This window comes from Baekduia sp., from assembly GCF_035685985.1.
GTDB lineage: Bacteria > Actinomycetota > Thermoleophilia > Solirubrobacterales > Solirubrobacteraceae > Baekduia.
The window spans coordinates 66,059-92,493 of record NZ_DASRZV010000026.1 but is presented as its reverse complement, the minus strand read 5'-3'; the positions used below and the strand labels follow the sequence as shown (position 1 = coordinate 92,493).

At 75.2% G+C, this 26,435-nt stretch carries 25 protein-coding genes; 16 read left to right on the top strand and 9 right to left on the bottom strand.

Going from position 1 to position 26,435, the window contains the following annotated elements; all coding sequences use genetic code 11:
- The first annotated feature begins 1 nt into the window (after position 1).
- From VFG42_RS17350 to VFG42_RS17325, 6 genes are all read left to right on the top strand, one after another.
- Positions 2-2,134, top strand: a complete 2,133-nt coding sequence (locus tag VFG42_RS17350; protein ID WP_324910024.1) for an ATP-dependent DNA helicase RecG — start codon at positions 2-4, stop codon at positions 2,132-2,134.
- Between the two features lie 4 nt (positions 2,135-2,138).
- The gene (rsmD, locus tag VFG42_RS17345) at positions 2,139-2,681 is read left to right on the top strand and encodes a 16S rRNA (guanine(966)-N(2))-methyltransferase RsmD (RefSeq protein WP_324910023.1); all 543 of its coding nucleotides are present in this window, start codon (positions 2,139-2,141) and stop codon (positions 2,679-2,681) included.
- Complete coding sequence (gene coaD / locus VFG42_RS17340) at positions 2,678-3,175, top strand: pantetheine-phosphate adenylyltransferase (protein WP_324910022.1); 498 nt, start codon at positions 2,678-2,680, stop codon at positions 3,173-3,175. Before rsmD ends, coaD begins: the two co-directional genes overlap by 4 nt.
- 16 nt (positions 3,176-3,191) lie before the next feature.
- Positions 3,192-3,659 carry a hypothetical protein gene (locus VFG42_RS17335; protein WP_028075061.1) on the top strand — a complete coding sequence of 156 codons (468 nt, stop codon included), beginning with the start codon at positions 3,192-3,194 and terminating at the stop codon, positions 3,657-3,659.
- A 78-nt stretch (positions 3,660-3,737) separates the two neighbouring features.
- On the top strand, positions 3,738-4,247 hold the full coding sequence (locus tag VFG42_RS17330) for a macro domain-containing protein (protein WP_324910021.1): 510 nt from the start codon (positions 3,738-3,740) through the stop codon (positions 4,245-4,247).
- Positions 4,244-4,513 (top strand): acylphosphatase, encoded by a 270-nt coding sequence (locus tag VFG42_RS17325; protein WP_324910020.1) that lies wholly within the window; start codon positions 4,244-4,246, stop codon positions 4,511-4,513. Before VFG42_RS17330 ends, VFG42_RS17325 begins: the two co-directional genes overlap by 4 nt.
- 4 nt (positions 4,514-4,517) lie before the next feature.
- Here the strand turns inward: VFG42_RS17325 and VFG42_RS17320 are convergent, their stop codons facing one another.
- Together VFG42_RS17320 and VFG42_RS17315 are read right to left on the bottom strand one after the other, a co-directional pair.
- Positions 4,518-5,306, bottom strand: coding sequence for a hypothetical protein (locus VFG42_RS17320; protein WP_324910019.1), 789 nt, complete (start codon positions 5,304-5,306; stop codon positions 4,518-4,520).
- Positions 5,303-6,238: an ABC transporter ATP-binding protein gene (locus VFG42_RS17315; RefSeq protein WP_324910018.1), complete on the bottom strand. Its 936-nt coding sequence runs from the start codon at positions 6,236-6,238 to the stop codon at positions 5,303-5,305. Before VFG42_RS17315 ends, VFG42_RS17320 begins: the two co-directional genes overlap by 4 nt.
- A gap of 130 nt (positions 6,239-6,368) precedes the next feature.
- Here VFG42_RS17315 and VFG42_RS17310 point away from each other — a divergent pair, with 130 nt between their 5' ends.
- Together VFG42_RS17310 and VFG42_RS17305 are read left to right on the top strand one after the other, a co-directional pair.
- Positions 6,369-7,589, top strand: a complete 1,221-nt coding sequence (locus tag VFG42_RS17310) for a sensor histidine kinase (protein ID WP_324910017.1) — start codon at positions 6,369-6,371, stop codon at positions 7,587-7,589.
- Entirely contained in the window at positions 7,586-8,245 is a 660-nt protein-coding gene (locus VFG42_RS17305; protein WP_324910016.1) for a response regulator transcription factor, read from the top strand. Before VFG42_RS17310 ends, VFG42_RS17305 begins: the two co-directional genes overlap by 4 nt.
- A gap of 27 nt (positions 8,246-8,272) precedes the next feature.
- On the opposite strand, the gene VFG42_RS17300 is transcribed toward VFG42_RS17305, so the two are convergent.
- The gene (locus tag VFG42_RS17300) at positions 8,273-11,941 is read right to left on the bottom strand and encodes an AAA family ATPase (RefSeq protein WP_324910015.1); all 3,669 of its coding nucleotides are present in this window, start codon (positions 11,939-11,941) and stop codon (positions 8,273-8,275) included.
- Entirely contained in the window at positions 11,938-13,149 is a 1,212-nt protein-coding gene (locus VFG42_RS17295) for a DNA repair exonuclease (RefSeq protein WP_324910014.1), read from the bottom strand. Before VFG42_RS17295 ends, VFG42_RS17300 begins: the two co-directional genes overlap by 4 nt.
- 60 nt (positions 13,150-13,209) lie before the next feature.
- Here VFG42_RS17295 and VFG42_RS17290 point away from each other — a divergent pair, with 60 nt between their 5' ends.
- Together VFG42_RS17290 and VFG42_RS17285 are read left to right on the top strand one after the other, a co-directional pair.
- Positions 13,210-14,136, top strand: a complete 927-nt coding sequence (locus tag VFG42_RS17290; RefSeq protein WP_324910013.1) for a hypothetical protein — start codon at positions 13,210-13,212, stop codon at positions 14,134-14,136.
- A 52-nt stretch (positions 14,137-14,188) separates the two neighbouring features.
- Positions 14,189-15,844 (top strand): acyl-CoA synthetase, encoded by a 1,656-nt coding sequence (locus VFG42_RS17285; RefSeq protein WP_324910012.1) that lies wholly within the window; start codon positions 14,189-14,191, stop codon positions 15,842-15,844.
- Between the two features lie 41 nt (positions 15,845-15,885).
- Here the strand turns inward: VFG42_RS17285 and VFG42_RS17280 are convergent, their stop codons facing one another.
- On the bottom strand, positions 15,886-16,842 hold the full coding sequence (locus VFG42_RS17280) for a zinc-dependent alcohol dehydrogenase family protein (RefSeq protein ID WP_349260431.1): 957 nt from the start codon (positions 16,840-16,842) through the stop codon (positions 15,886-15,888).
- Between the two features lie 28 nt (positions 16,843-16,870).
- Here VFG42_RS17280 and VFG42_RS17275 point away from each other — a divergent pair, with 28 nt between their 5' ends.
- Complete coding sequence (locus VFG42_RS17275; RefSeq protein WP_324910011.1) at positions 16,871-17,392, top strand: DUF177 domain-containing protein; 522 nt, start codon at positions 16,871-16,873, stop codon at positions 17,390-17,392.
- An 83-nt stretch (positions 17,393-17,475) separates the two neighbouring features.
- Here the strand turns inward: VFG42_RS17275 and VFG42_RS17270 are convergent, their stop codons facing one another.
- From VFG42_RS17270 to VFG42_RS17260, 3 genes are all read right to left on the bottom strand, one after another.
- Positions 17,476-18,435: a hypothetical protein gene (locus VFG42_RS17270; protein ID WP_324910010.1), complete on the bottom strand. Its 960-nt coding sequence runs from the start codon at positions 18,433-18,435 to the stop codon at positions 17,476-17,478.
- A gap of 67 nt (positions 18,436-18,502) precedes the next feature.
- Positions 18,503-19,009, bottom strand: a complete 507-nt coding sequence (locus tag VFG42_RS17265) for a GNAT family N-acetyltransferase (protein ID WP_324910009.1) — start codon at positions 19,007-19,009, stop codon at positions 18,503-18,505.
- Entirely contained in the window at positions 19,006-19,866 is an 861-nt protein-coding gene (locus tag VFG42_RS17260; RefSeq protein ID WP_324910008.1) for a GNAT family N-acetyltransferase, read from the bottom strand. Before VFG42_RS17260 ends, VFG42_RS17265 begins: the two co-directional genes overlap by 4 nt.
- A gap of 105 nt (positions 19,867-19,971) precedes the next feature.
- Between VFG42_RS17260 and rpmF the strand changes: the two genes are divergently transcribed.
- From rpmF to VFG42_RS17235, 5 genes are all read left to right on the top strand, one after another.
- The gene (gene rpmF / locus VFG42_RS17255) at positions 19,972-20,175 is read left to right on the top strand and encodes a 50S ribosomal protein L32 (RefSeq protein WP_324910007.1); all 204 of its coding nucleotides are present in this window, start codon (positions 19,972-19,974) and stop codon (positions 20,173-20,175) included.
- Positions 20,176-20,178: 3 nt separating this feature from the next.
- Entirely contained in the window at positions 20,179-21,270 is a 1,092-nt protein-coding gene (gene plsX, locus VFG42_RS17250) for a phosphate acyltransferase PlsX (RefSeq protein WP_324910006.1), read from the top strand.
- On the top strand, positions 21,267-21,518 hold the full coding sequence (gene acpP / locus VFG42_RS17245; protein ID WP_324910005.1) for an acyl carrier protein: 252 nt from the start codon (positions 21,267-21,269) through the stop codon (positions 21,516-21,518). Before plsX ends, acpP begins: the two co-directional genes overlap by 4 nt.
- A gap of 7 nt (positions 21,519-21,525) precedes the next feature.
- On the top strand, positions 21,526-22,218 hold the full coding sequence (locus VFG42_RS17240) for a ribonuclease III family protein (protein ID WP_324910004.1): 693 nt from the start codon (positions 21,526-21,528) through the stop codon (positions 22,216-22,218).
- 72 nt (positions 22,219-22,290) lie between these two features.
- A complete protein-coding gene (locus VFG42_RS17235) occupies positions 22,291-25,632 on the top strand; it encodes a chromosome segregation SMC family protein (protein ID WP_324910003.1) in 3,342 nt (1,113 codons plus the stop codon).
- Here VFG42_RS17235 and VFG42_RS17230 read toward each other — a convergent pair.
- The gene (locus VFG42_RS17230) at positions 25,629-26,429 is read right to left on the bottom strand and encodes a hypothetical protein (RefSeq protein ID WP_324910002.1); all 801 of its coding nucleotides are present in this window, start codon (positions 26,427-26,429) and stop codon (positions 25,629-25,631) included. The two genes, VFG42_RS17235 and VFG42_RS17230, sit on opposite strands and share 4 nt — an antisense overlap.
- Between the last annotated feature and the right edge of the window lie 6 nt (positions 26,430-26,435).

Genomic DNA, 26,435 nt, shown 5'->3' with positions numbered 1-26,435 from the left:
CGTGGCCGCGGGGACGCCGCCGATCCGCGCGTTCGCCGAGCCGCGCGAGCTGACCGCCGAGGAGCTGTGGCGGTCGCCCGCGCGCACGCCACGCCCGTCGCGGCTGGCGCAGCCGTTGGACATCAAGCCGCCGACCGCGCAGGCGGCGGCCGAGTCGCTGGGCCTGGAGACGGTCGGCGACCTGCTGCGGTGGCTGCCGCGCGCGACCGGCGAGGCGCGCACGATCGCCGAGCTGGCCGTGGACGAGAACGCGACCGTGCTGGTCGAGGTCAAGTCCATCACCTCGCGTCCGGTGCGCCGGCGGGGGATGAAGCCGCTGGTCGAGGCGACGGTCAGCGACGGCACCGGCATCATGAAGGCCACGTTCTTCAATCAGCCGTGGCTCAGCGCGCAGTACGCGCCGCCGACCAGGTTGATGCTGTCGGGCAAGTACCAGGGCCGCAACCGCTTCCGGGTCAACCAGCACGCCAAGACCGACGCGGTCGCGGCGGTCGGCGGCGAGGCCGGAAGCGGGGGCGGGGCGGCGGGGCAGTATCCGGCGACCAAGGGCATCACCTCGACGCAGATCCTCGCCGCCGTGCAGGCCCATCGCGGCGCCGTCCACGACGTGGTCGACCCGTTGCCCCTGGCCCTGCGGCGCGCGCACGGGCTGCCGCCCAAGGCCACCGCGGTCGCCGCCGCGCACTTCGGGCCCGACCACGAGGCGGGCCGCCGGCGCCTGGCCTTCGACGAGCTGCTGCTCGACCAGATCGTCCAGCTGCGCCTGCGCCGCGAGCGCCGCGCCGACGTCCGCGCGGCGGTCCTGGCCGACCCGCCGTCGCTCAGCGCGGAGTGGCGCGCCGGGTCGCTGCCGTTCACGCCGACCGGCGACCAGGTCAACGCGATGGCCGACGTCGACGCCGACCTCGCGCGCGAGCGCCCGATGCAGCGGCTGCTGATGGGGGAGGTCGGCTCGGGCAAGACCGTCGTCGCGCTGCACGCGATGCTGCGCGCGGTCGAGCACGGCGGCCAGGCCGCGCTGATGGCGCCGACCGAGACGCTGGCCGAGCAGCACTTCGCGACGATCCAGTCGCTCATGCCGGGCAGCCTGATCACCGCCGCGCTGCTCACCGGTTCGACCACCGCCGCGCGGCGTCGCGAGATCCTCGCGCGCCTGGCCTCCGGCGAGCTGGCGATCGTCGTCGGCACCCACGCGCTGATCGAGCCCGACGTGGCGTTCGCCAACCTCACGGTCGCGGTCGTCGACGAGCAGCACCGCTTCGGCGTGCGCCAGCGCGCGGCGCTCGACGCCAAGGCACCGTCCGGCCTCGTCCCGCACCTGCTGCACATGACCGCCACGCCGATACCGCGCACGCTGCGCCTGGCGAACTTCGGCGCGCTGGACGTCACCGCGCTGCGCGAGCTGCCGCGCGGCCGCAAGGCCATCAAGACGCACGTCTGCTCCACCGAGGCCGAGCGCCACCGCGCCTACGAGCGCATCCGCGAGGAGCTGCGCGCGGGCCGCCAGGCGTTCGTGGTCTGCCCACTGGTCAGCGAGAGCGAGGCACTCAACGCGCGCGCCGCGACCGCCGAGCACGAGCGGCTGAAGACCGGTGAGCTGAAGGACTTCGAGGTCGTGCTGCTGCACGGCCAGATGCGCCCCGCCGAGAAGGCCGCCGCGATGCAGCGCTTCGCCGACGGCGCGGCGCACGTGCTGGTCGCCACGACGGTCATCGAGGTCGGCATCGACGTCCCCAACGCCACCGTGATGCTCGTCGAGGACGCCGACCGCTACGGGATCAGCCAGCTGCACCAGCTGCGCGGGCGCGTCGGCCGCGGCGCCCACGAGTCGCTGTGCCTGCTCTTCGGCCCGCGCGAGTCCAAGCGCCTCGACGCCCTGCGTCTGAACTCCGACGGCTTCCGGCTGGCGGAGATCGACCTGGAGCTGCGCGGCGAGGGCGAGCTGACCGGGACGCGCCAGTCCGGGCTCGCGCGCTTCCGCTTCGCCCGCCTGCCCGACGACGGCGAGATCCTCCGCGTCGCGCACGCCGTCGCGAGCGAGCTGTTGGAAACCGACCCCGACCTGACGGCCTCCGAGCACGACCTGCTGCGCGCCGAGCTGGCGGCCGCGGAGGCCGCGCCGGTCGCGGCATGACGTCATGAGGATCGTCGCCGGCCACCTCGGCGGCCGCCGCATCGACGCGCCGCCCGGCACCGACACGCGTCCGACCTCGGACCGCGTCCGCGAGGCGCTGTTCTCGGCGCTCGGCGACGTCGGCGACGCGCGCGTCCTCGACCTCTTCGCGGGCTCCGGCGCGCTGGCCGCCGAGGCGCTCTCGCGCGGCGCCGCGAGCGCGGTCCTGGTCGAGAAGGACGGCCGCGCCGCGCGCACGATCCAGGGCAACCTGAAGGCGTTGGGGCTGACGCCACCGCGGGCGATCCTGCGCCGTCGCGACGCGCTGGCGGCGCTCCGGGACGCACGCGAGGCGGGCGAGTCATACGATCTCGTCTTCCTAGACCCTCCGTACCGGCTCGCGACCGGGCTGGGGCCGGAGCTGGCGAGCGCGCTGGCCCCGGTGCTGGCGCCCGGCGCGCGCGTGATCGGGGAGAGCGACCGGCGCACGCCGCTCGACCTCCCCGGCTACAGCACCACGTTCGAACGCCGCTACGGCGACACCCTCCTTCGCATCCACACCGCATGACCGACGAGAAGCGCATCGCTGTCTGTCCGGGCAGCTACGACCCGATCACCAACGGGCACCTCGACATCATCAAGCGCGTCGCGCAGCAGTTCGACGAGGTCGTCGTGGCCGTCGTCAACGTGTCCGTACGCAAGAACCAGCCGCTGTTCGGCATCGAGGAGCGCCTGGCCTTCATCAACGAGGCGACCGCGGGCCTGGGCAACGTCCGGGCCGAGCCGTTCAGCGTCCTCGTCGTCGACTTCGCGAAGTCGATCGGGGCCCGAACGATCGTCAAGGGACTGCGCGCGATCTCCGATTTCGAGTACGAGCTGGAGATGGGTCAGCTCAACCGGATGCAGGCGCCGGAGGTGGACACCCTCTACCTCATGGCCAGCCCGCAGTACAGTTTCCTCAGCTCCTCTGGAGTCAAGGAGCTCGCCACGTTCGGCGGGAGCATCGACGAACTCGTCCCGGAGCGCGTTGCCCGTCGCCTGAAGGAAGAGCTCACCCGATAACGAAAGACGCTTAGCCATGGACGTCCTGGTCCTCATTGACAAGCTCGACGACCTTGTCCACAACGCCAAGAAGGTCCCTCTCACCGACGAGGTGCGGGTGGATCGCGAGCAGATCTACGACATTCTGGATCAGATGCGCGCGACGATCCCCGAGGAGATCAAGCAGGCGCGTTGGATCGTCAAGGAGCGTCAGGAGATGCTGGCCGAGGCCAAGCGCGAGGCCGAGCGCATCGTGAAGGACGCCGTGCGCAAGCAGGAGGAGCTCGTCTCCGATCAGGAGGTGACGCGCGAGGCCGAGCGTGCCGCCGAGGAGATCGTCGAGGACGCCCGCGCCCGTGAGCGCGAGATCCGCCTCGGCGCCGAGGACTACGCGGACGAGATCCTCAACACGCTCGAGGTGAACCTCTCGAAGTTCATCGCGGCCGTGCGCCGCGGGCGCGAGCGCCTGCAGGGCAAGGAAGAGGAGTCGGTCGAAGCCGCATAGCTCGCCTGGCGGCTCGCCATGCGGGACGGGTGTCGGCCCATGGGGCCGAACCCGCCGCACCGGGTACCTTCGGCGTCGATGACGTCCATCGAGGTCCTCGACACCGACATCACCACGCTGGCGGTCGACGCGATCGCCAACGCGGCCAACACCCAGCTGCGCCACGGTGGTGGCGTGGCGGGCGCGATCGCCCGTGCCGGCGGCCGCGCGGTCGACGACGAGTCGCGGGCGGCGGCGCCGATCGGGCTCGGCGAGGCGGTCGTCACGAGCGCGGGCGACATGCCGTCGCGCTGGGTCGTCCACGCGGCGACGATGGAGCTCGGCGGCCCGACCTCGGCCGACGTCATCCGCCGCGCGACCGCCGCGACGCTGTGGAAGGCCGAGGAGCTGGGCGCCCGCTCGCTCGCGCTGGTCGCCTTCGGGACCGGCGTCGGCGGCTTCCCCATGGAGGAGGCGGCCGCGATCGAGGTCGAGGAGGTCCGCCGCCACGTGGCGTCCGGCTCGCGCCTGGAGCGGATCGTCTTCGCGGTCCACGGCGAGGAGGCCCGCGCGGCCTTCGAGCGCGCGCTGGCGGCCACGGCGCCGTGATCGCCCGGCGGCTGGTCGCCCGCGGCCTGGTCCAGGGCGTGAACTTCCGCGGCTGGGTGCGCGACCGCGCCGAGTCGCGCGGCGTGGTCGGCTTCGCGACCAACCACGGCGACGGCTCGGTCGAGGTCTGGCTGCAGGGCGACGCCGACGCGGTCGCCGCCGTCGAGCGCGCGGTCGCCGACGGCCCGCCGCACGCGCGCGTCGACCGCCTGGAGGCGGAGGACGCGGCGCCGCGCGACGGGCTGGCCGGCTTCGAGCGGCGCTGAGCGCCTAGCGCACCTCGCCCTTGACGAAGCGCACGACGCCGATCGCCATCGGCAGCGCGCACCACAGCAGCGTCGCGGTGACGACGCGCCCCCACTCGGTGCCCGAGAGGGCGTGATCGCTCAGCGGCGACAGCGCCTCGCCCTGGCCGATCCAGCTGGCGACGTGGTCGAGGCCCGGGATCAGCTCCAGGACGAGGCTGACCCCGACCGGCAGCACGAACGAGGCGACGATCGCCGGGGCCGAGAGCAGGATCGCCGCGCCGAGCCCGACGCCGATCAGCATCGAGATCAGGTCGAACAGCGCGAGCTGCGCGACGATGCCGCCGTCGAGGTGCCACGCGCCGACCGAGCCGAACGACTTCCCGCCGATCGCGGTGAACGCCGCCGAGAGGAGGAACGTCAGCACGAACGCGGCGAGCGCGAGGGCGACGCTGGCGCCGATCTTGGACACCAGCACGCGGGCGCGCTGCGGCACGAGCGTGAACGTCACCTGCGCCGTCCGCTGCGACCACTCGGAGGTCACGAGCAGGATCCCGACCACGGGCACGAGGAAGTTGATGGCCTGGGTCGAGTTGTTGAGGGCGTTGGCGAAGTTGCGGCTGTCGTCATGGCCGGTCAGGGCCGTCAGGCCCGCCGCCAGCGCCGCCAGCGCGACGGCGGCCAGCAGCAGCCAGAAGCCCGCGCGCGTGTCGTACATCTTGCGCAGCTCGACGCGCACGAGCCGGCCGAGGCCGGGGCGCGTGTCGCGCGAGAGGCCGCCCGGGGCGGGCGGGGCGTAGGCGGTGGTGCTCATCGGGCGGTCTCCTGGAGGTCGGCGGCGGGGACGTCGGGCGCGTCGGCCGCGCCGCTGGTCAGGTCGAAGAACAGCTGCTCGAGGCCGGCGCTCTCCGACGGCCCGAGGCGGCTCAGCGCGACGCCGCCGGCCAGCGCGGCGCGGCCCACGTCGTCGGGCTCGGCCTCGACGATGAAGCCGCCGTCGGGATGGGCGTGGATCGTCAGGCCCGCGTCGCCGAGGGCGCGCGAGAGGCGGTCGTCGCCGTGGTCGGCCGCGGCGCGGACCAGCGTCCCGGCGCCGGCCAGCAGCTCGTCGCGCGTGCCCGCCGCGACGATCTTGCCGCCGCCGATGATCACGAGCTGGTCGGCGACCGCCTCGACCTCGTGCAGCAGGTGCGAGGACAGCAGCACCGTGCCGCCGCGGTCGGCGAAGTCCCGCAGCAGCTCGCGCATCCAGCGCATGCCCTCGGGATCCAGGCCGTTGGCGGGCTCGTCGAGGATCAGCACCTCGGGGTCGCCGATCAGCGCGCTGGCCAGGCCCAGCCGCTGGCGCATGCCGAGGCTGTAGGCCTTCAGGCGCTGGCGCGCGGCGCGCTTGGGCAGGCCGACGCGGTCCAGCAGCTCGGGGACCTTGCCGGGGTCGGCGCCGATCGTCAGCGCCGACAGCGTCAGGACCTCCTCGCCGCGGCGGCCGGCGTGCTGGGCGCTGGCGTCCAGCAGGATGCCGACGCGGCGCCCGGGGTTGGGCAGCTCGCGGAACGGCACGCCGAGGATCGTCGAGCTTCCGGCGTCCGGGTCCGACAACCCGCACAGCATGCGCATCGTGGTGGTCTTGCCCGCGCCGTTGGGCCCGAGGAAGCCGGTGACGGTGCCGGGGCGGCAGGTGAACGTGATGTCGCTCACGATCGTCCTGCCGCCGAGCCGTTTCGTGAGGCCGTTGGACTCGATCATGGTCTGGAGCATCGTCGTTCGGGGGGACGGGTGCGACCTCCCTCGGTCGATCGTGTCCGCGACCGGGGTCGATCGGGGGACCGACTTCGGTAGGGGGTCGCGCGCGGGAGGGGCCCGTACGCTTGTCGGCATGGCGCAGCCCGGTCCCGTCGGCGTCTCCCAGTGGCAGCGACCGCTGCTGCCCGCCGCCCTGCTCGCCGGGTCCGAAGGGCGACGCACGCCGCGCGACTGGGTCGTCGACGGGTTGATGTACGCGCTGTGCGGGACGTTCGGGCTGCTGATCCTGCTCAGCACGGTGCGCTACCGCGGCACGACGGTCTCGGTGCTCGACGCCGTCTGCGGCCTGGTCGCGTTCGCCGCGCTGTGGTTCCGGCGCGGACGTCCGGGCCTGGTCGCGCTGGTCGTCGTGTCGCTGGGCGGGTTCTCCGCGCTGGCGGCGGGCGCGAGCGCCGCGGCGCTCTTCAACGCGGCGCTGCGGCTGCCGCTGCGCGCGCTGGCCGGCGTCGGCGCGCTGTCGGCCGTGGCCACGGCGACCTCCGCGTTGGCCTACGGCAACGACAAGGGCTATGACTGGAGCGGGCTGGTCGTCGGCCTGCTGATCACGGCGATCCTGCTCGTCTCGGGCCTGTTCACGCGCGCCCAGCGCGACCTGGTGGCCTCGCTGCACGAGCGCGCGGCGCGGCTGGAGGCCGAGCGGCGGCTGCACGAGGAGGAGGCGCGCGCGGCGGAGCGGCGGCGGATCGCGCGCGAGATGCACGACGTGCTCGCGCACCGGATCTCGCTGCTGAGCCTGCACGCGGGCGCGCTGGAGTTCCGGCCCGACGCGCCGCCGGAGGAGATCGCCGCCGCGGCCGGCGTCGTGCGCGGCGCCGCGCACGCGGCGCTGCAGGAGCTGCGCGACGTCATCGGCGTCCTGCGCGAGGACGACCTGGCCGAGGCGGTCGAGCCGCCGCAGCCGACGCTGTGCGACGTCCCGGCGCTGGTGGAGGAGTCGCGGGCGGCGGGCGCGCGGGTCGACCTGGAGGTCGACGTGCCCGACGCCGAGGCGCTGCCGTCGGCGGTCGGCCGGACCGCGTACCGGATCGTCCAGGAGGGGCTGACCAACGCGCGCAAGCACGCGCCGGGCGCGGCGGTGGCCGTGGGCGTCCTGCGGGTCGGCGGCGAGCTGACGGTGCGGGTCGTCTCGCGCCCGCCCGTGGCGGTTGGCGCGGTGCCGCCGCCGGGCGCGGGCACCGGGCTGATCGGGCTCGGCGAGCGCGTGGGGCTGGCCGGCGGGACGCTCGCCCACGGCCTGGACGACGAGGGCGACTTCGTGCTGTCCGCGACGCTGCCGGCGGAGGGCGCGGCGTGATCCGCGTGCTGCTGGTCGACGACGACGCGCTGGTGCGCTCGGGCCTGAAGATGATGTTGTCGGGCGCCGAGGGCGTGGAGGTCGTCGGCGAGGCCGAGGACGGCCGCGAGGTCCTGCCCGCGCTGGACCGCCACCGTCCCGACGTCGTGTTGATGGACATCCGCATGCCGGTCGTCGACGGCATCGCCGCGACGCGGCTGGTGCGCGAGCAGCCCGACCCGCCGGCCGTGGTGGTGCTGACGACGTTCGACGCCGACGAGCTGGTGCTGCGCGCGCTGCAGGCGGGGGCGTCCGGGTTCCTGCTGAAGGACACGCCGCCGCCGGAGATCGTCCGGGCGATCGAGCGCGTGCACGCGGGCGACGCGATGCTCTCGCCGGGCGTGACGCGCCGGCTCATCGCGCTGGTGGCCGCCGACGGCGAGGCCGCGCGGCGCGCGGCGCGGGCGCGGACGTTGTTGGAGGGCTTGAGCGAGCGCGAGCACGAGGTCGCCCGAGCGGTGGGGCAGGGGAAGGCCAACGCGGAGATCGGCGCCCAGCTGCACATGAGCGTGGCGACGGTCAAGGCCCACGTGTCGCGGCTGCTGATGAAGCTGGAGGTCGAGAACCGCGTGCAGATCGCGCTGCTCGTCCAGGAGGCGAGCAGGGACTACAACTAGCGACGGTGGCGCGGGCGCGGGCGACGCCTACAGGAACGTCGTCTGCTCGCCGTAGGGCGTCGGATCCGTGCGCGGGCCGGCGCCGGCCGCGACGGCCTCGAGCTCCTCGGCGAGCGTGGGCGCGGGCTCCTTCGCCGACGCCGCCTGCTCCGCCCGCGCCGCCTGCTCCGCGCGCGCCTTCGCCTTCCGCGGCCGCGCGCCGGAGCCGGCCGCGGCCGGCGGCGCGACCGGCGCGTCGTCGCCGAGCGCGATGACGTCGAGGCGCTCGCCGACGGTCTCCGTGGCGATCTCGACGAGGTGGCGGTGGTGGGTGAGGACGATGACCTGGGTGTGGGTCGCCAGCCCGGCCAGCGCGGCCAGGATCCGCTCGGCGCGCTCGTCGTCGGACTCCAGCAGGACGTCGTCGAAGAGGACCGGGAGCGGCTGGGCGGTGGCGGCGTGGCGCTCGATGGCGGCCAGGCGCAGCGCGAGGAAGAGCTGCTCGCGGGTTCCGTCGCTGAGCTGGTCGACGCGCAGGCGGGAGCCGTCGGCGCGGATGGCGACCAGGATGTCGCGGTCGCGCTCGTCGAGGTCGGTCTCCAGGCGCGCGAAGCGCTCGCAGGTCAGGGCCGGGAACAGCTCGTTGGCGCGCGTCAGCAGCGGGCCCTCGTGCGCGGAGCGGAAGCGGGCGATCGCGTCGCGCAGCACGCGCTGGGCGAGGCGGGCGCGGGCGTAGCGCTCGGCGACCTCCTGGATCTCCGCCTCCAGGACCGTCGCCTCCTGGCGCGCGGCGGCGGCCTCCTCGGAGCGCTCCAGCTGGGCCAGCTCCTTGCGCGCCAGGGCGAGCCGCTCGGAGGTGGCCTCGCGCTCGTCGCGATGGCGCGCGGCGGCGGCCTCCAGCTCGTCCAGACGCGCGGGCAGCGCGTCGGCGTCCAGCTCGGCGACGGCCGCGGCGACCTCGTCGGCGGGCCGGCCGCCGGCGCGGGCGAGGTCGGCGTCGAGCCGGCGCAGCTCGCCGCGCAGCCGCTCGGCCTCGGCCACGGCGCGCTCGCGGCGGACGAGGTCCTCGTCGTCGGCGGCACCCGCGGCGGCGCGCAGCGCGGCCAGCTCCGCGTCGGCCTCGGCGGCGATCGCGGTCGCCTCGGCGTGCTCGGCCTCCGCCTCGGCGATGGCGGCGGTGATGTCGGCGCGCTCGCTCGCCGCGGCCCGCGCGGCGGCGGCACGGCCGTGCAGCGTGCTCGCGGCGGCGGCCGGGGCGGCGTCGGACAGCTCGGGCGCGATCGCCGCGAGGAGCGCGGCGAGCGCCTCCTCGAACGCCGCGCGCCGCGCGTCGACGGCGGCGATCTCGGCGCGCAGCGCGTCGAGCTGGTCGCGGTCGCGCGCGGCCTGGTCGAGCGCGCGGACGGCGGCCAGCGCGTCGTCGGGCGCCAGCGACGGGGAGAGCCCGCACGCGTCGCGCAGCGACGTCCAGCGGTCCTGCCACTCGTCGCGCCGGGCGACGGCGCGGCGGGCGGCGACCTCGGCGTCCTCCAGCTCGGTGGCGGTGCGCGCGACGGCGTCGGTCGCCCGCGCGTGCCGGTCGGCCTCCTCGCGGAGCGTGTGCAGCCGCGCGTCGGCCTGCTCGACGAGCGCCGGCAGCGGGACGTCGCCCGCGGGCGCGTCGTCGCCCAGCAGCGCGCGCAGCGCCGCGGCGTGCTGGGCGCGCAGCGCGGCGGCCGCGGCGGCGTCACGCGCCGCGCCCGCCGCCGCGGCGAGGTGGTCGAGGACCGCGTCGCGTCCGGCCAGCCACGCGCCGGCCTGGGCGGGGGAGGGGACGGCGGTCGGGGACGCGTCGCCCCCGAGCGCGCGCGCCGTCGCCGACCACGCCTCCTCCCAGGCCCGCGTCGCGTCGGCCAGCACGGCGGCGTGCCGCTCGCGCCGGTGGGCCAGCTCGCTCGCGTCGCGGCCGAAGGTCGCCAGGCGCTGCTCGACGTCGACCAGGCGCGTGAGGTCCGCGGCGTGCAGGAAGCGGGTGTCGGCGACGTCGTCGGCGGCGGCGACCGCGTTCTCATAGGCCTCGGGATCGGCGGGCGTCCCGGCGAGCAGCGCCGCGCGCAGCGTCGCCCACAGCGCGCCGCGGGCCGCGCGCGCGTCGTCGAGCGCGGTCGCCGCCAGCGGCGCGGGATCGGTCGCGATGCGCTCGCGGTCGCGGTGCAGGCGGTCGATCTCGTCGGCGATCGCGGTCGCCTCGGTCGCCAGCTGCGCGTCGACCTCCTGGGCCTCGACCAACCCCTCCAGCACCCCGGCGACCGCCCCGCGGTCGGGCACGGGCAGGCGCGCGAGCGTCTCGGCGTCGCGCACGGGCGGGGCCATGCGCGCCGCGTGGGCCTCGGCCTCGCGGCGGGCGGCGGCCTCCTCGGCGCGGGCGCGCGCGACCTGCTCGTCGACTCCGCCCGCCGCGCGGGCGGCGCGGATCGCGGCGGCCAGCGGCGCGTCGTCGGCGGCGCCCGGCAGCGCGTCCAGCGCCCGCCGCGCGCGCTCGGCGGCGCGGCCCGCCTCCTCGACGGCCGCGGCGGTCGACCGCGCCGCCTGCTCCACCGCCGCGCGCTCCTGCAGGCACGCCTCCAGCCGCGCGCGCGTCGCGTCGTCGGGCGTCGCGACGCCCTCGGCCGACGCCGCCTCCACCCGCGCCGCCAGCGCCGTCGCCCGCGCGCTCAGCTCCGCGCGCCGCTCGCCGTCCTGCGCCACGCCCGAGGCCCGCGCGTGCAGCGCGTCGATCTCGGCCGCGCGCGGCAGCAGCGCGTCGTCCACGGTCAGCTCGTCCAGGCGCGCGCGACGGCGGCCCAGCTCGCGCTCGGCGGCGCGCGCCCGCGCCCCCGCGTCGCGCCGGCGCTCCAGCGCGCCCACGCGGCGGGCGCTCGCGTCGCCGTCCAGCGCGGGCAGCTCGCCGAGCGCCTCCAGCGCGCGCGCCGCCGTCACCCGCTGGGCCACCAGCGGCACGACGCCCTGCAGCCGGCCGAGGCGCGCGCGCTCGCGGTCGGCCGCCAGCAGCTGCTCGCCGGCCGCGTCATGGGCCTGCTCCAGCTCCCGCAGCTCGCGGGCCAGCTGCTCCCACCGCGGCGGGCGCAGCGACGCGTCGCGCAGGACGCGAAGCGCCTCCGCGTGCCGCGCCAGCAGCAGGTTGAGGTCCTTCTTGGACGGGCGCGTGGAGAAGAGCTCGTCCGCGTCGGCCTCCAGCCGCCGCATCAGGGCATGGAGCCGCGAGGTGCCGGCGGCCGCCGCGAACAGCGACTCGCCGACCGCGCCGCGCCCGGCCAGCAGGTCCATGCCGCCCTGCACGAGCCGCTCGTGCGTGATCTCGAACAGGCCCTCGTGGACCTCGCGCGTCACGCCGCCCAGCGCGGCCTCCAGCGGCGCCGGGTCCAGCGGCGCGCCGTCGGCGTCCAACAACGTGTCCTTGCGGCCCTTGCGCCGGACGACCTCGAGCGACGCCGCGTCGTCGCCCGCGCCCAACTCCAGCCGCGCGCCGATCCGCAGGTCGCCGGGCGCGCGCCCGTAGGTGTCGCCCGTGCGCTCCGGGACGCCGAACAGCAGCGCGCCGATCGCGCGGCGCGTCGTCGACTTCCCGGCCTCGTTGGGGCCGTAGACGACGTGCAGCGACCCCGCGTCGCCGAAGGGCAGCGAGCGGCCCTCGAAGTGGCCCCAGCGCGCGAGGTCCAGCCGGGCGATCCGGATCACGACGTGCCACCGTCCAGCAGCAGCGCCGGCAGCTCGCGCTCGACGTCCTCCAGCAGGGCGCGGACGACCGCGGGGTCCGCCGGATCCCAGTCGAGCGTCACCGGCAGGCGCGCGGCCAGCGGCGCCAGCTCCTCGGCCAGCGACGCGACGTCGGCGTCGGCGATCGCGGCGCCCAGCGACGCCAGCGCGTCGTCGGCGTCGAGCGCCGGCGCGGCGACCGGCGTCGTGCGCACCTGGACCTTCTCGATCCACGCGCCGTCGCCCGCGGCGGCGCGCAGGTCCCACGCGAAGCGCCGCGCGTCGCGCAGCAGCGCCGCGTGGGCGGGCGAGGCGCCGACGACCCGCACGCGCGCCGCGAGCAGCCGTCCCTCGGCGTCCTCGACCGCGCTCGACAGCGCGGAGGCCGCGGCCAGCGCCACCTCGTCGACGTCCGCGAGCTCCGACGCGTCCACGTCGACGACCGCCCAGCGCACGACGTCCAGCACGCGCTCCTCCAGCAGCGGCCGCCCGTCGGTCCCGAACGTCACGATCGTCGCGCCCTTGGGCCCGGTCTCGCGCACCGAGCGCCCCTGCAGGCAGCCCGGGAACAGGATCGGCGGATCCGCCCACAGCAGCGCGCGCTCGTGCACGTGGCCGAGGCCCCAGAAGTCGTAGCCGCGCTCGGCCAGCCGCTCGACGCGGCACGGCGCGTAGGGCGCGTGGTCGAACTTGCCGTCGGCGCTGGTGTGCAGCAACCCCACGTTGACCAGGCCGCTCACCGGCGCCGGGTAGTCCGCCGACAGGTCGGCCGAGACGACCGGCGTCGCGTAGCCCTGGCCGTGCACCGCCAGGCCCAACCCGTCCAGGACGACCGACCCCGGCGCGTCCACCGGCAGCACGTGGACCGACTCCGGCAGCCGCAGCGACCGCGTGATCCGCGAGGCCGCGTCGTGGTTGCCGGTGACGACCACGACCGGGATGTCCGCCTCGGCCAGCCGCGCGGCCTCGCGCGCGAAGAACGCGCCGGTCGCGTAGTCGTGCCAGTCGCCGTCGTAGAGGTCCCCGCCGATCGTCAGCGCGTCGGCGCGCTCGGCCAGGCAGAGGTCCACCAGGCCGGAGAACGCCCGGCGCGCGGCAAGGCGCAGCTCCTCGACGGGAGCTCCGTCGTAGGCGGCGAGCCCGTGCATCGGGCTGTCGAGGTGGATGTCGGCGGCATGGACCAGCTTCATGGAGTTCGGGACGACCAGTGTGCGGTCCGGGACGGACGGACCTACAGTTCCGGGCCATCCATGCGGCCGACCCTCACCGGCATCGAGCAGGTCCTGGCCGACGCCGGCGGCGCCGACGCGCCGCGGGAGCGCCACGGGCAGCTGCGCGAGCTGCTGCAACGGGAGTTGCACCACGGCGAGCAGGAGCTGCACGAGGCCCGCTCGGGCTACGAGCATCCGATCGTCGTCGCGGCCGCGTCCGACGACGACGGCATCTACGCGGTCCTGCCGGTCCCGGTCGAGCTGCGCGCCGATCCCGACGCCGTCGACGAGCGCGCGTGGCTGCTGACCGCGGCGACCGTCGGCGCGCTCGTGCAGTGCACGGGGGAGACGCTGCTGGAGCTGACCGCGGGCCTCGCGTCGACCGGCCATCTCGCGCTGCACCTCGCCAGCCCGACCGCCGACCTCGAGCTGTGGCCGCTGGCCTTCGAGGAGCAGGCCGAGCCGATCGACCGCCTCAAGGCGCTGGCTGTCGCGATCCCCGCCGAGATCGCCGAGCCGACCGACCTCAAGCCGCCGATCGGCCCCGCCCATCCGCTGCTGATCGCGCTGGAGCTCGCCCGCCTCGGCGCGCGGCCCGCCGACCCGCACGCCCACGACGAGCACGAGGACGCGATCCTCGCGCTGCAGGACCAGGGCCGCGGCCCCGCGCGCCCGCACGACGACCCCGACCCGTCACGCCGCGTCGCGCGCCGGATCCTGCAGCGGCTCGACGGCATGGGCAAGTGGGGCGGCTACCACACCGACTTCACCCACCTGGCCCGCGGCTTCGCGGGCAACGACCGCGCGCTGGCCGACGCCGTCGGCGAGGCGCTGCTGCACGCCGGGCTGCTGCTGGAGAAGCCGAGCGTGGGGCAGCGTCACGTCTTCCTCAACCCCGGCCGCGCCGCCGACATCCGCGCGCTGATCGAGCGGGGCGAGGTCCCCCGCGATCTGGCACTGCCCTGACGGCTCTTGAGCGCGGCAGACGGGGCGGCTAGCTGCGATAGTCACGAATCACATGTCCTCTCAGGTTCACCAAGTGCTCGACCGGGTCGGTCATGCGGGCCACGCGGTCAAGATCCTCGCCGACGCGGGCGTCGTCCGCCCGATGCGTCCCGAGAAGCTCTTCCACATGGCCTCGACCATGCTCCGCTGGGGCCCGACGCCCGCCGCGGGGTACAGCGTCTCGGCCGTCCGGCGCCCCGACAAGGTCGGCATCGTCGACGAGCTGGGCACGCTGACCTTCCAGGAGATCCACGAGCGGACCAACGCGCTGGCCAACGCGTGGAGCGACCTCGGGATCGGCGAGGGCGACGGCGTCGCGATCCTGTGCCGCAACCACCGCGGGTTCGTCGACGCGACCGTCGCGTGCTCGAAGCTCGGCGCCAACGCGCTGTACCTCAACACGATGTTCGCGGGGCCGCAGATCACCGACGTCTGCCTGCGCGAGAAGCCCAAGGCCATCGTCTACGACCAGGAGTTCGCCGGGATGGTCGAGGAGGCGGGCAAGCGCCGCAAGCGCTTCGTCGCCTGGCTCGACGGCGCGGACGGCAAGCCCGCCAGCGGCGACCCGTTGTTGGAGGACCTGATCCGCGGCGGCGACACGGGCAACCTCGTCCCGCCCGCCGAGAAGGGCCGCGTGGTGATCCTGACGAGCGGCACCACCGGCACGCCGAAGGGCGCCAACCGCTCCCAGCCCAAGTCGCTGCTGCCCGCCGCGGGCCTCCTGTCGAAGATCCCGCTGCGCGCCGAGGAGCCGTGGATGGTCGCGGCGCCGATGTTCCACTCCTGGGGCTTCGCGCACTTCACGCTCGGGATGGCGCTCGGCGCCCAGCTCGTCCTGCGCCGCCGCTTCGACCCGGAGGGCACGCTCAGCGCGATCGCCCAGCACGAGTGCACGACCCTGGCCGTCGTCCCGGTGATGCTGAGCCGGATCCTCGAGCTGCCGCCCGAGACGATCGCGCGCTACGACCTGCGCACGCTGAAGATCATCGGCGCGTCCGGCAGCGCGCTGCCCGGCCCGCTGGCCACCGAGGTCATGGACCGCTTCGGCGACGTGCTCTACAACCTGTACGGGTCGACCGAGGTCGCCTGGGCGACGATCGCCACGCCGCAGGACCTGCGCGCCGCGCCCGGCACGGCCGGCCGGCCGCCGTTCGGCACGGTCGTCAAGCTGTTGGACGACGACGGCCACGAGGTCCCGCGGGGCGAGACCGGCCGGATCTTCGTCGGCAACGAGCTGGTCTTCGACGGCTACACCGGCGGCGGCAACAAGGCGATCGTCGACGGCCTGATGTCGACCGGCGACCTCGGCCACCTCGACGGCGGCGGGCGCCTGTTCGTCGACGGTCGCGACGACGAGATGATCGTCAGCGGCGGCGAGAACGTCTTCCCGCGCGAGGTCGAGGACCTGCTCAGCCACCACGAGTGCGTGGACGAGGTCGCGGTGCTCGGCGTCGACGACGAGAAGTTCGGTCAGCGCCTGCGGGCGTTCGTCGTGCTGTCGTCGGGCCGCGGCGCGTCCGAGGACGAGCTCAAGGCCTACGTGAAGGCCAACCTGGCGTCCTACAAGGTGCCGCGCGAGATCCTCTTCCTGGAGGAGCTGCCCCGCAACGCGACCGGCAAGGTCCTCAAGCGCGAGCTGGCCGTGGAGTCATCGCCCGGAGGGCGCTGACTCCATTGCGAGAATCGCCCAGGGGGCGAATCTCGCGGTCCTCACGGCACGATCACGGCGGCGCCCTCCAGGGCGCCGCCGCGCAGGTCGTCCAACGCCCGCTGCGCGTCTTCGAGCGCGTACGTGGTGACCGCCGCGCGCAGCGGGACCTTCGGCGCGAGCGCCAGCAGCTCGCGGCCGTCCGCGCGCGTGAGGTTGGCGACCGACCGCAGCGACCGCTCCTCCCAGAGGTCGGCGTAGGGGAAGGACGGGATGTCGCTCATGTGGATCCCGCCGCAGACCACGACGCCGCCCGGGCGGACCGCGCGCAGCGCGAGCGGGACCAGCTCGCCGGCGGGCGCGAAGATCAGCGCGGAGTCCAGCTCGACGTCCGGGCGCTCGTCGGTCCCGCCCGCCCACACCGCGCCCTGCTCCCGCGCGAAGGCCTGCGTGCGCTCGTCGCCCGGCCGCGTGAAGGCGTACACCTCGCGCCCCTCCCAGGTCGCGACCTGGCAGATCAGGTGCGCCGCGTTGCCGAACCCGTAGATCCCGACGCGCGCCGCGTCGCCGCCCGCGCGCAGCGTCCGCAGGCCGATCAGCGCCGCGCACAGCAGCGGCGCCGCGTGCACGTCGTCGATCGCGTCCGGCAAGGGCAGGCAGAAGCGCTCGTCGGCCACGCAGTACTCCGCGTACCCGCCGTCGAGGTCCTTGCCGGTGAACCGCGCGGCCACGCACAGGTTCTCCTGGCCGCGCGCGCAGTACGGGCACGTCCCGTCGGTCCAGCCCAGCCACGGCACGCCGACGCGCTCGCCGGTGTCGGTCCGCTCGCCGACGATCTGGTGGCCCAGCACCAGCGGCGCGCGCGTCGCGTGGACCTCGTCGTCGACCACGTGCAGATCCGTCCGGCACACCCCGCACGCTTTGACCTTCAAGAGCACCTGGCCCGGGCCAGGAACGGGCATCGGCAGGTCGGCCGGCCGCAACGGCGTTCGAGGAGCATCGAGGACCATGGCGCGCACCGAACCATCTTCTACCCTCGTCAACGCGATGTCCGCGCGTACCGACACCTTCGACCTGGCCCCGCTGCACCTCCGTGCCGGCGAGGCCCGCACCATCGACCTCGAGGTCCCGCTCGACCACTTCGAGCTCAGCAACGAGCGCTACGACGTCCGGCCCGCGCCGATCCCGGTCCGCCTGGACGCCACGCGCATGACCGGCGGCGGCTGGTCGCTGCGCCTGCGGCTGACCGCGTCGCTGAACGGCCCGTGCATGCGCTGCCTGGAGCCCGCGTCGCCGGAGTTCGAGGTCGACGCCCGCGAGATCGACCAGCCCGGCGACGGCCCGGAGCTGGACTCGCCCTACGTCGACGGCGAGGTCCTCGACGTCTCCGGCTGGACCCGCGACGCGCTCGCGCTCGCGCTCCCGGCCAACATCCTCTGCACGCCCGACTGCCTCGGCCTCTGCCCCGAGTGCGGCGTCAACCTCAACGCCGCCGGCCCCGAGCACCACCACGACAAGGGCCCGGACCCGCGCTGGGCGGCGCTGTCGCAGATCAAGTTCGAGGAGTAGCCCGCGCCCGAACGTGAAGCAGGCCGGCGCGTCCGGCGCCGGCCTGCTTCGACCGCCGGGGTGGCGGGGGCTTGTGGGGCTCGCTACGGGAGCGGCGTGTCCGGAAACGCGGCGTGCAGGTGCGCGATCGCCGCGTCGACGGCAGGCAGGTCGGGCGCCGGGCCGTAGACGACCGTCTCGCAGTCGGCGCCGATCGTGTCGGTCGGGTCCGCGTAGACCGTGTCGTTGCCCGGGCCGCAGGTGCCGCGGTCGGCGCGCGCGGAGGGGTCGCCGTCGTAGACGTCGATCACGTCGGCGCCGTTGCCGCCGTCGAAGACGTCGGCGGTCGGGCCGCCCTTGATCGTGTCCGGCCCGTCGCCGCCGTTCATCGTGACCGTGCCCAGGAACGCCGGGTTGCCGGTGCCGAGGCTCACGAGCGTGTCGGCCTTGGGGCCGCCGTCGAGCGTCGAGCTGAGGCCGACGACGCTGAACAGCTGGTCCCGGCCGTCGTCGCCCTCGATCAGCTTGTCGTCGAGCGAGTTGCCGACGACGAGGTCGGGGCCGTCGCCGCCGTCGAGCTTCGTGCCGTTGCCGTTCGGGAAGCCGCCGCGGATCTCGTCGGCGCCGGCGCCGCCGTGGGCCAGCGACGTGCCGTTGGCCTGCACGTCGAGGTGGTCGGCGCCGTTGTCGCCCCAGACCTCGGTCGTGTTGCCGTTGGCCGAGATCGTGTCGGCGCCGCCGCCGCCGTGGACCTTGACGCCGAAGAACGAGAACGTGTTGGTGAGACGGTCGTTGCCGCCGCGGAAGAAGACCTCGGCGTCGCCCTGCGGGCAGGTGACGACCGGGCCGCCCGAGCAGTTGGCGCCCGCCGTCAGGGTCTGGGCGGCATCCGACCAGGTGCGGCCGTTGCCCGCGAGCGTGACGTCGCTGCGACCAGGTCCCGCCTGGAAGGTCGTGGAGTAGACGCTGCCGCTGACCTGCGTGGACGACACCGTCGAGGCGCCCGCCGAGGCGGGGAGCAGAAGGGCCGCGGAGAACGTCGCGGCGAGGAGCAAGCGGTTCATGTCGAAGGAGTAACGCCTTTTGGTGAGTGTCCCTACTCGACGTCCGGTTAGTCCGGAATGCCGTCTGTCAGAGTGCCTTGACGTAGGCGACCGTCGCCAGGCCCATCGGGGCGAAGCGGTCGCGCCGGCCGTCGCGCTCCCAGCCCAGCGCGCGGTAGAGGCGCTCGGCCGGCGAGCCCTCCAGCGTCCACAGCTGGGCGCGGTCGTAGCCGGCGGCCCGCATCGCGTCCTCGGCGGCCTCCAGCAGCGCGCGGGCGATGCCGCGCCGCCAATGGTCGGGGTCCACGAACAGCGCGCTGACGTGCGCGAGGCCGGGGACGGGCGTGGGGTCGTCGGCGGCGACCTGCGCGCGGGCGACGGCGATCGTGCCGAGGATCCCGCCGCCGGCCTCGTCCTCGGCGACGCGCACCCACGCGCCGGTGCGCGCCAGGCGCAGCTCCCACTCCAGCTCCTCGCCCTCCTCGGACGGCATCGGCAGGTCGTCGCCGGCCCACGCCCGGTGGGACGCGTCGCAGCGGCGCGTCAGCGCCGTCAGCGCTCGGAGGTCCTCACGGGTCGCGGGCCGCAGCCTCACAGGTAGGCCCCGGACGGCAGGTAGGGCGCCATCGTGCCCAGCTCGCCGCGCACGAAGACCGGGCCCTCGGTCCCCAGCGACAGCCCCATGTCGAGCGCGACGGCGATCGCCCAGTCGTTGTCGTGGGCGATGAAGTCGACGTGCACGGCGCCGCCCGCCGCGCCGCCCGCGAAGCACGACCACAGCAGGTCGGCGGCGACCGCGTCGTCGTGGGCGGCCAGGACGACCGGCGAGCCGTCGCGGTGCATCGCCCAGCCGCCGCCGTCGTGGACGAGCAGCTCGCTGCCCGCCGCGCGCAGCGTCTCGACGTCGGGCGCGTGCGTGGCCCCGCGCGCCCGGCGGGAGGCCGCGTCGATCAGCGCCCGGTCGCGCTCGTCCTCCAGCGCGCCCGGCCGCGCCTTCAGCCCGGACGGGATCCGCGCGCGGTTGACCTCCCCGGCGGCCGCGACGCACGGCACGAGCTTGAACCCCGCGCGGAAGTAGCTGCGCATCGCGCGCGCGTCGGTCGAGGCCAGGACGATCCCGCCGCGGCAGCCGTCCAGCGTGCGCAGCGACTCCCGCAGCAGCTGCCGCCCGACGCCCCGGCTCTGCAGGTCGGGCTTGACGCCCAGCAGGGACAGGCCCCAGACGCCCTCGCGGACGATCGCCAGCGCGACGCCGACGACCTCGCCGTCCTCGTCCTCGGCGACCCAGGCGCCGTCGGGATCGGTCTCCAGCAGGTGCGCGACGCGCGCGACGCGGCGCGTCAGGTGGACGCGCTCCTCCTCGGGCGAGGAGGGCAGGAACGCCACGGGGATCGCGGTCGCCAGCGCGTCGCCGGCGACGACCGCGGCGGCTCGCACGTCGGCGGGGGACATGGGGCGCGCGCAGGGGGATGGGGAGGAGGACACGGCGTCTGAGTCAACCATGCGAGCATCCGCGCAGCACCGCGGTCCGCCGTCCGCTACCCTTCTGCGTCGCTCATGGCCGTCCCGAAGCAGAAGCAGTCGCACAGCCGCACGACGAAGCGTCGTTCGCAGCACAAGATCAGCTCGCCCGCCGTCAACGCGTGCCCGCAGTGCCACTCGCCGCGCCGCCCGCATCGGGTGTGCCCGGTCTGCGGCACCTACTCGGGTCGCCAGGTCCTCGAGCCCGACCACGGGCACCACGGCCACAGCCACGACTAGCTGATGGCTCCGGAAGGGGCCACCGATCGCGTCGTCGTCGCCGTCGACGCCAACGGGGCTGATCTCGGGCCGGCGGAGGTTGCCGCCGGCGCCGCCCTCGCGGCCGCCCAGGGCGTCCGCTCCATCGTCTTCGGGCCCGCGGACAAGCTCCGTGAGGCCGACCTGCCGTCCGGCGACCTCGTCGAGATCGTCGACGCGCCGGTCTCGATCGCCAAGGTCCCGGACCCGGTCTCGGCCGCGCGGTCGACGGCCGACGCCTCGATCGTGCTGGCCGCCAAGGCCGTCGCCGACGGCCGCGCCGACGCGCTGGTCAGCGGCGGCTCGACGGGCGCCGCCCTCGCCGCCGCGCTGCTGAACGTCCGCCGCGCCCAGGGCATCTACCGCCCGGCGCTGGCGATCCCGCTGCCCGTCCCGGGCGGCCGCCCGCCGGTCACGCTGCTGGACGTCGGCGCCAACGCCGAGGTCCGCCCCGAGCACCTCGTGCAGTTCGCGTTCATGGGCGCCGCGCTGGCGACCACGGTGCTGGGGCTCCAGCGCCCGCGCGTGGCGCTGCTGTCCAACGGCACCGAGGCGATCAAGGGCACGCCGCTGGTCCAGGAGGCCCACAGGCTCCTGGAGGAGCGCGCCGCGCAGTCGCCGCTCGTGGACTTCGTCGGCAACACCGAGGGCAACGTCGTCATGGACGGCCACGCCGACGTCGTCGTCGCCGACGGCTTCACCGGCAACGTCGCGCTGAAGCTCATCGAGGGCGTGTCGTCCGCGACGCTGCGCTCGATCCGCGAGGCCGCGATGGGATCGAACCGGGGCAAGCTCGGCGGCCTGCTGATGCGCCGCGACCTCGGGGAGCTGCGCGCGGAGATCGACCCGGAGGCCCAGGGCGGCGCGTACCTGCTCGGGCTGCGCAAGCTCGGGGTGGTCCCGCACGGCCGCTTCACCCGTGCCGGCTTCTCCCAGGCGGTCCTCCTGGCGGCGCGCGGCGTGCGCAACGACGTCGTCGGCTCGACGCTGACCGCGCTGGACGACGCGGGGGCGTTGAAGTCCCGCCCGCCGCTGGCGTCCGCCGAGAGCACTACCGTTGGGGACCAACCGTCATGACCCGCGAAGACGTCTTCACGCTGATCCGCAACCACCTGGCCGACGAGCTCGACCTGGATGCCGAGCGCATCACGGAGGAGACGCGCTTCAAGGAGGACCTGGACGCCGACTCGCTCGACCTCTACACGCTCGTCCAGGAGCTCGAGGACTCCTATGGGGTCAAGATGAGCGATGAGCAGGCGGCGCAGATCCTCTCGGTCGGCCAGGCGGTCGACTTCGTCCTCGCCCACGCGCCCAGCGCGACCTGAGACTCGCTTGCAGCAGCTGCGCGATCTCCTCGACGAGGTGCCGGAGGACCTGGCCCGCCAGGTCTTCACCCACGCGTCCTGGACGGCGCGGCGGTCGGACTCCTACGCGCGCCTGGCGTTCCTGGGCGACAGCGTCCTGGGGCTCGCGATCACCGCGCACATCTACCCGCTGCTGGAGGCCGAGCGCTACGGCGCCGGCCGCCTGACGAAGATCCGCGCCCAGACGGTGTCCGGGCCGTCGTGCCGCAACGTCGCCGAGCGCCTCGGCGTGCCGGAGCGGCTGCGGGCCGCGGCGCCGGAGGGCGCCGAGCAGACCACGGCGCTGATGGAGACCGAGCGCGTGCTCGCGTCGATCATCGAGGCCGTCATCGGCGCCTGCTTCCTGCACGCGGGCTACGAGCGCACCGCGGCCGCCGTGGTCGAGGCCTTCCAGCCCGAGCTGGAGAACGCGCTGGAGCATCCCGTCGACTACAAGTCGACGCTGCAGGAGCGGCTGGCGCAGCGCGGCGAGGTCGTGGCCTACGAGGTCACCGCCGAGCACGGCCCGCCGCACGACCGGACCTTCGCGGTGGCCGCCACGGTGGACGGCGCCGTCATCGGCACGGGGTCCGGGCGGTCCAAGAAGCACGCCGAGCAGGAAGCCGCGCGGGTGGCGCTGGAGTCGCTGGAGCGCGACGAGCCCGCCGAAACCCCTGCATAACGGGTAGGCCCCGAACCTTCGGGCGCGAACGTCCGATGGCTTCGCCACCATGTGCGGGTGCACCTGAAGTCGATGACCCTGAAGGGCTTCAAGTCCTTCCCCGACCGCACCAAGCTCGAGTTCGGGCCCGGCGTGTCGGTCATCGTCGGCCCGAACGGGTCCGGCAAGTCGAACATCACCGACGCCGTGCTGTGGGCGATGGGCGAGCAGTCGCCGCTCGCGGTCCGCGGCCAGTCGATGCAGGACGTGATCTTCGGCGGGGGCCGCGGCGTGCAGGCGCGCTCGTCGGCCGAGGTCGAGCTGGTGCTCGACAACTCCGACGGGACGGTCGACCTGCCGGTCGGCGAGATCTCGATCGTCCGCAAGCTCGATCGGTCCGGCGACGGCGAGTACCGGCTCAACGGCGCGAAGTGCCGCATGGTCGACGTGCTGGAGGTGCTGAGCGACACGGGCCTGGGCAAGGAGATGCACTCGGTCGTCTCCCAGGGGCGCGTCGAGGCGATCGTGACGTCCAAGCCGAAGGACCGGCGGCTGCTGATCGAGGAGGCCGCCGGGCTGGGCAAGCACCGCAAGCGCCGGCGGCGCGCGCAGCTCAAGCTGGAGCGCACGCAGGACAACCTCGATCGCGCGCTGGACGTCGAGCGCGAGGCGCGGTCGCGCCTGCGGCCCTTGAAGCGCCAGGCCGAGGCGGCCGAGCTGCACGAGCGGCTGGAGCGCCAGACGGTCGAGGCGCGCTGGGAGCTGGCCCGGGAGACCGTGCGCGCGCGGCGCTCCGAGATGGCCGAGGCCGTCGAGAAGGTGACGTCGTCGCGTGCCGAGCGCGAGGCGATGCAGGGCGAGCTGCGCGAGGTCGCGGCGCGCCGCCAGCTGGCCGAGGAGGCGCTGGCCAAGCGCTCCGAGCAGCGCGAGGCGCTGGCGCGGCGGGTGGAGCGCGCGCGGTCGGCGGCCGACCGGATCGAGCTGCGCCTGGAGCGCACGCGCGAGACGGCCGAGCAGGTGGCCGAGCGCGCCGGCGGGCGCGAGCGCCAGCTGGACGCGCTGCGGGTCCAGGCCGCCGAGGACCAGCCCGACGAGAACGGGCTGGAGCGGATCGAGTCGATCGAGGCGCAGCTCAAGGAGCTGGACGAGGACCGCGCGGCCGCGCTGGAGCGCGAGCTGAAGGCCTTGGAGGAGCAGCGCGACGCGGCGGCGGCGCGCGTCGAGGAGCTGAAGGCCGACGTCGAGGCCAAGCGCGCGGCGCTGGCCGAGGCCGACCAGGCGTGCGAGGTCGCGCGCCAGGCGCGGCGGGCCGCGGAGGCGTCCGCCGAGGCGGCGCGGCGCGAGGCCGCGAAGGTCGGCGCCGAGCTGGCGCGGGCCAACCAGTTCCTGCGGTCGCACAGCGGTCCGGCGGGCGGGGCGCGGTCGCTGAGCGACGACCTCGAGGTCGAGCCGGGCGCCGAGCTGGCGCTGTCGGCCGCGCTCGGCGCGCGCCTCTCCGCTGCCGTGGTGGCCGACCGCGCGGCCGGCGCGGCGCTCCTCGATCGCGCCAAGCGCGACGGTGGCCGCGCGCTGATCGCCGACGCCTCCGCGAACGAGGGCGCCTCGCCTGCCGACGCCGCCTCGCCGTCCGACGCGACCGTCGCGCCGGCCACGCCGACGCCGCCCGTCCCCGGCGCGCGTCCCTTCACCGACCTCGTCCGCGGCCCCGAGCCCGCGCTCTCGCTCGCCCGCCGGCTCCTCGCCGACGCCTGGCTCGTCGAGTCCCTCGACGACGTGCCCGACACGTTCACGGGCGTCGCGGTCACCGCCGCGGGCCGCGCCTGGCTCGGCGCGACGCGCGAGCTGCAGCAGGCCGCCGAGGGCGGGGCGGAGCGCGTGCTGGCGATGCGCAACCAGCGCGACGCGCTGATCGCCCAGGCCGAGAAGCAGGTCCAGGCCGAGCACGAGGCGGGCAAGGGCGTCGAGGCGGCGACGTCGGCGGTGGGCGCCGCCGACAGCTCGCGCGACGTGGCCGAGCGGGAGCGGCGCGACGCCGAGCGCGCCTACGCGGAGGCCAAGGAGTCCGAGCGCCAGGCCGCGTGGCTGATGGAGGAGCGCCGCAAGGCGCCCGAGCAGGGCGAGGCCGCGGTCCGGCGCGCGCAGCTGGAGGGCGAGCTGGCGGCCGAGAAGCGCGTCGCCGAGCAGGCCGCCAAGGCGCGCGAGGAGCGCACGCGGCGGATCGCCTACCTGGAGGCGCAGCTGGAGCGCGACCGCCGGTTGGGCCCGGCCGCCGGCCGCGTCGCCGACGTCCTGGCCGTGGTCCTGGAGGCGGTCGTCGCGCGCGTCGGCGAGATGGAGTCCGCGCTGGCCGCCGACCGCGCCGAGGGCGAGGGCGTCGCGCAGGAGCTGCGCGCGTGCGCGGCCGCGGAGGCCGAGATCCAGCAGAAGCTCGGGGAGCGCAACGAGGCCGTGACGCGGGCCGAGGTCCGCGCGCAGCAGCTGCGCGACCAGGAGAAGGAGGCCTCCGAGGAGCTCGGGCAGCTCGCCGAGAAGCTCGGGCTGGAGGCCGAGCCGCGCGAGGAGCCGCTGCCGGTCGAGGAGGCCTCGCAGCTGCGCCAGCGGATCGAGCGGCTCGTCAAGCGCCGCGAGCAGCTCGGCCCGGTCAACCCGCTGGCCAAGCAGGAGTACGACGAGGCCGTCGCCCACGTCGACGAGCTGGAGCGCCAGCGCACCGACCTGGAGACCGCGCTGCGCGAGTTGAAGGCCTTCATCCGCGACACCGACAAGCAGATCCGCACGACGTTCACCGAGACGTTCGAGGCCGCGGCCAAGAACTTCGAGGAGCTGTCCAAGACGCTCTTCCCGGGCGGCAGCGGCCGGCTGTCGCTGGTGCGCGAGGAGAACGCGCCGCGGCCGGTCCTGGGCGGACAGAAGGCCGACGACAACGGCGACGGGTCCTCCGAGGTCGAGGCCGAGGCGGCCGCCGAGGCCGCCGCCGACGCCGAGGCGCAGGCCGAGGAGGGCGGCGTCGCGCCCGACGACGACCTCGGCGTCGAGATCGAGATCACGCCCGCCGGCAAGTCGATGAAGCGCCTGACGCTGCTGAGCGGCGGCGAGAAGACCATGACCGCCATCGCCTTCCTCTTCAGCGTCTTCCTGGCCAAGCCCTGCCCGTTCTACATCCTGGACGAGGTCGAGGCGGCGCTCGACGACCTCAACATCACCCGCTACCTCGACCTCCTGCAGGCCCACGCCGACCGCGCCCAGTTCATCGTCGTGACCCACCAGAAGCGCACCATGGAGGCCGCCGACACCCTCTACGGCGTCTCCATGGGCAACGACGGCGTCTCCAAGATCGTGTCGCGCAAGATGCCCAAGGAGTACGTCAAGGACGCCGAGGCGGCGCAGTCCAACGGCAACGGAGCCTCGGCGGAGCCCGTGGGGGCCGGGGCCTAGCCGCCGTACCCCCAGGCGCGCAGCCGCCGCTTCAGCGCCGAGATGTAGGCCTTGCCGTGCGGCCAGCCCTGGTCGGCGCGCAGGCGGCCGGCGCGCAGCTCGGCGGTGAGGAAGCGGTCGGCGGCGGCGTGGCCGGAGGCGCCGAGGCGGTACTCGTCGGCGACCCAGGCGGCGAGCAGCCCGAGGGCCCGCGTGCCGCCCCGGCGCTTCTTGTACTCCTTCAGCCAGCGGGCGGCGTCGGCGCGGAGCGTCGCGGGATGGGCGCGGGTGACGTCGCTGAACGTCCCGGCCTTGAACGCGAGCAGCCGCACGGGCATCGCGGAGTCGGCGAACGACGCGAAGGAGTAGGCGAAGCGGACGTCGCCGGTGACGAACGTGCCGCCGTTCAGCGTGTAGCCGAAGTCGGCGAAGTCGCGCGTGGTCGTCGCGTAGGTGCTGCCCGTCCAGCGGAAGATCTCGGCGATCGTGCAGCAGTGCGCGCCGCCGGTGTAGAGGTCCACGAGGACCTCCGGCTCGCCGTCGCCGTCGAGGTCGGCCACGCGCAGCGCCGACCCGCCGACGGCGCCACCCGGCGCGCAGTAGGGCGGCGCGCAGCCCGGCCCGGAGGCGACGCCCGTGTAGGCCACGGCGCCGGCGCGGGTGATCTGCACGTCCATCCCGCTGTACTGGAAGTCGTCGACCTTGGTGTAGGAGAACGTCGCGCTGACCGCGCCGAGCGAGGCGGTCTGGGTCTCGGCGGCCGCGGGCGCCGCGAGGACCAGCGCGGCGACAACGGCGAGCATGAAGGGGCGGAGCATGGGCGG

Coding starts and splice junctions, on each gene's coding strand:
- rsmD (WP_324910023.1), top strand. CDS start 2,139: ATGAGGATCGTCGCCGGCCACCTCGGCGGCCGCCGCATCGACGCGCCG.
- VFG42_RS17320 (WP_324910019.1), bottom strand. CDS start 5,306: ATGAGCACCACCGCCTACGCCCCGCCCGCCCCGGGCGGCCTCTCGCGC.
- VFG42_RS17235 (WP_324910003.1), top strand. CDS start 22,291: ATGACCCTGAAGGGCTTCAAGTCCTTCCCCGACCGCACCAAGCTCGAG.
- VFG42_RS17315 (WP_324910018.1), bottom strand. CDS start 6,238: ATGATCGAGTCCAACGGCCTCACGAAACGGCTCGGCGGCAGGACGATC.
- VFG42_RS17310 (WP_324910017.1), top strand. CDS start 6,369: ATGGCGCAGCCCGGTCCCGTCGGCGTCTCCCAGTGGCAGCGACCGCTG.
- plsX (WP_324910006.1), top strand. CDS start 20,179: ATGGCTCCGGAAGGGGCCACCGATCGCGTCGTCGTCGCCGTCGACGCC.
- acpP (WP_324910005.1), top strand. CDS start 21,267: ATGACCCGCGAAGACGTCTTCACGCTGATCCGCAACCACCTGGCCGAC.
- VFG42_RS17230 (WP_324910002.1), bottom strand. CDS start 26,429: ATGCTCCGCCCCTTCATGCTCGCCGTTGTCGCCGCGCTGGTCCTCGCG.
- rpmF (WP_324910007.1), top strand. CDS start 19,972: ATGGCCGTCCCGAAGCAGAAGCAGTCGCACAGCCGCACGACGAAGCGT.
- coaD (WP_324910022.1), top strand. CDS start 2,678: ATGACCGACGAGAAGCGCATCGCTGTCTGTCCGGGCAGCTACGACCCG.
- VFG42_RS17335 (WP_028075061.1), top strand. CDS start 3,192: ATGGACGTCCTGGTCCTCATTGACAAGCTCGACGACCTTGTCCACAAC.
- VFG42_RS17260 (WP_324910008.1), bottom strand. CDS start 19,866: ATGTCCCCCGCCGACGTGCGAGCCGCCGCGGTCGTCGCCGGCGACGCG.
- VFG42_RS17285 (WP_324910012.1), top strand. CDS start 14,189: ATGTCCTCTCAGGTTCACCAAGTGCTCGACCGGGTCGGTCATGCGGGC.
- VFG42_RS17270 (WP_324910010.1), bottom strand. CDS start 18,435: ATGAACCGCTTGCTCCTCGCCGCGACGTTCTCCGCGGCCCTTCTGCTC.
- VFG42_RS17330 (WP_324910021.1), top strand. CDS start 3,738: ATGACGTCCATCGAGGTCCTCGACACCGACATCACCACGCTGGCGGTC.
- VFG42_RS17295 (WP_324910014.1), bottom strand. CDS start 13,149: ATGAAGCTGGTCCATGCCGCCGACATCCACCTCGACAGCCCGATGCAC.
- VFG42_RS17290 (WP_324910013.1), top strand. CDS start 13,210: ATGCGGCCGACCCTCACCGGCATCGAGCAGGTCCTGGCCGACGCCGGC.
- VFG42_RS17275 (WP_324910011.1), top strand. CDS start 16,871: ATGTCCGCGCGTACCGACACCTTCGACCTGGCCCCGCTGCACCTCCGT.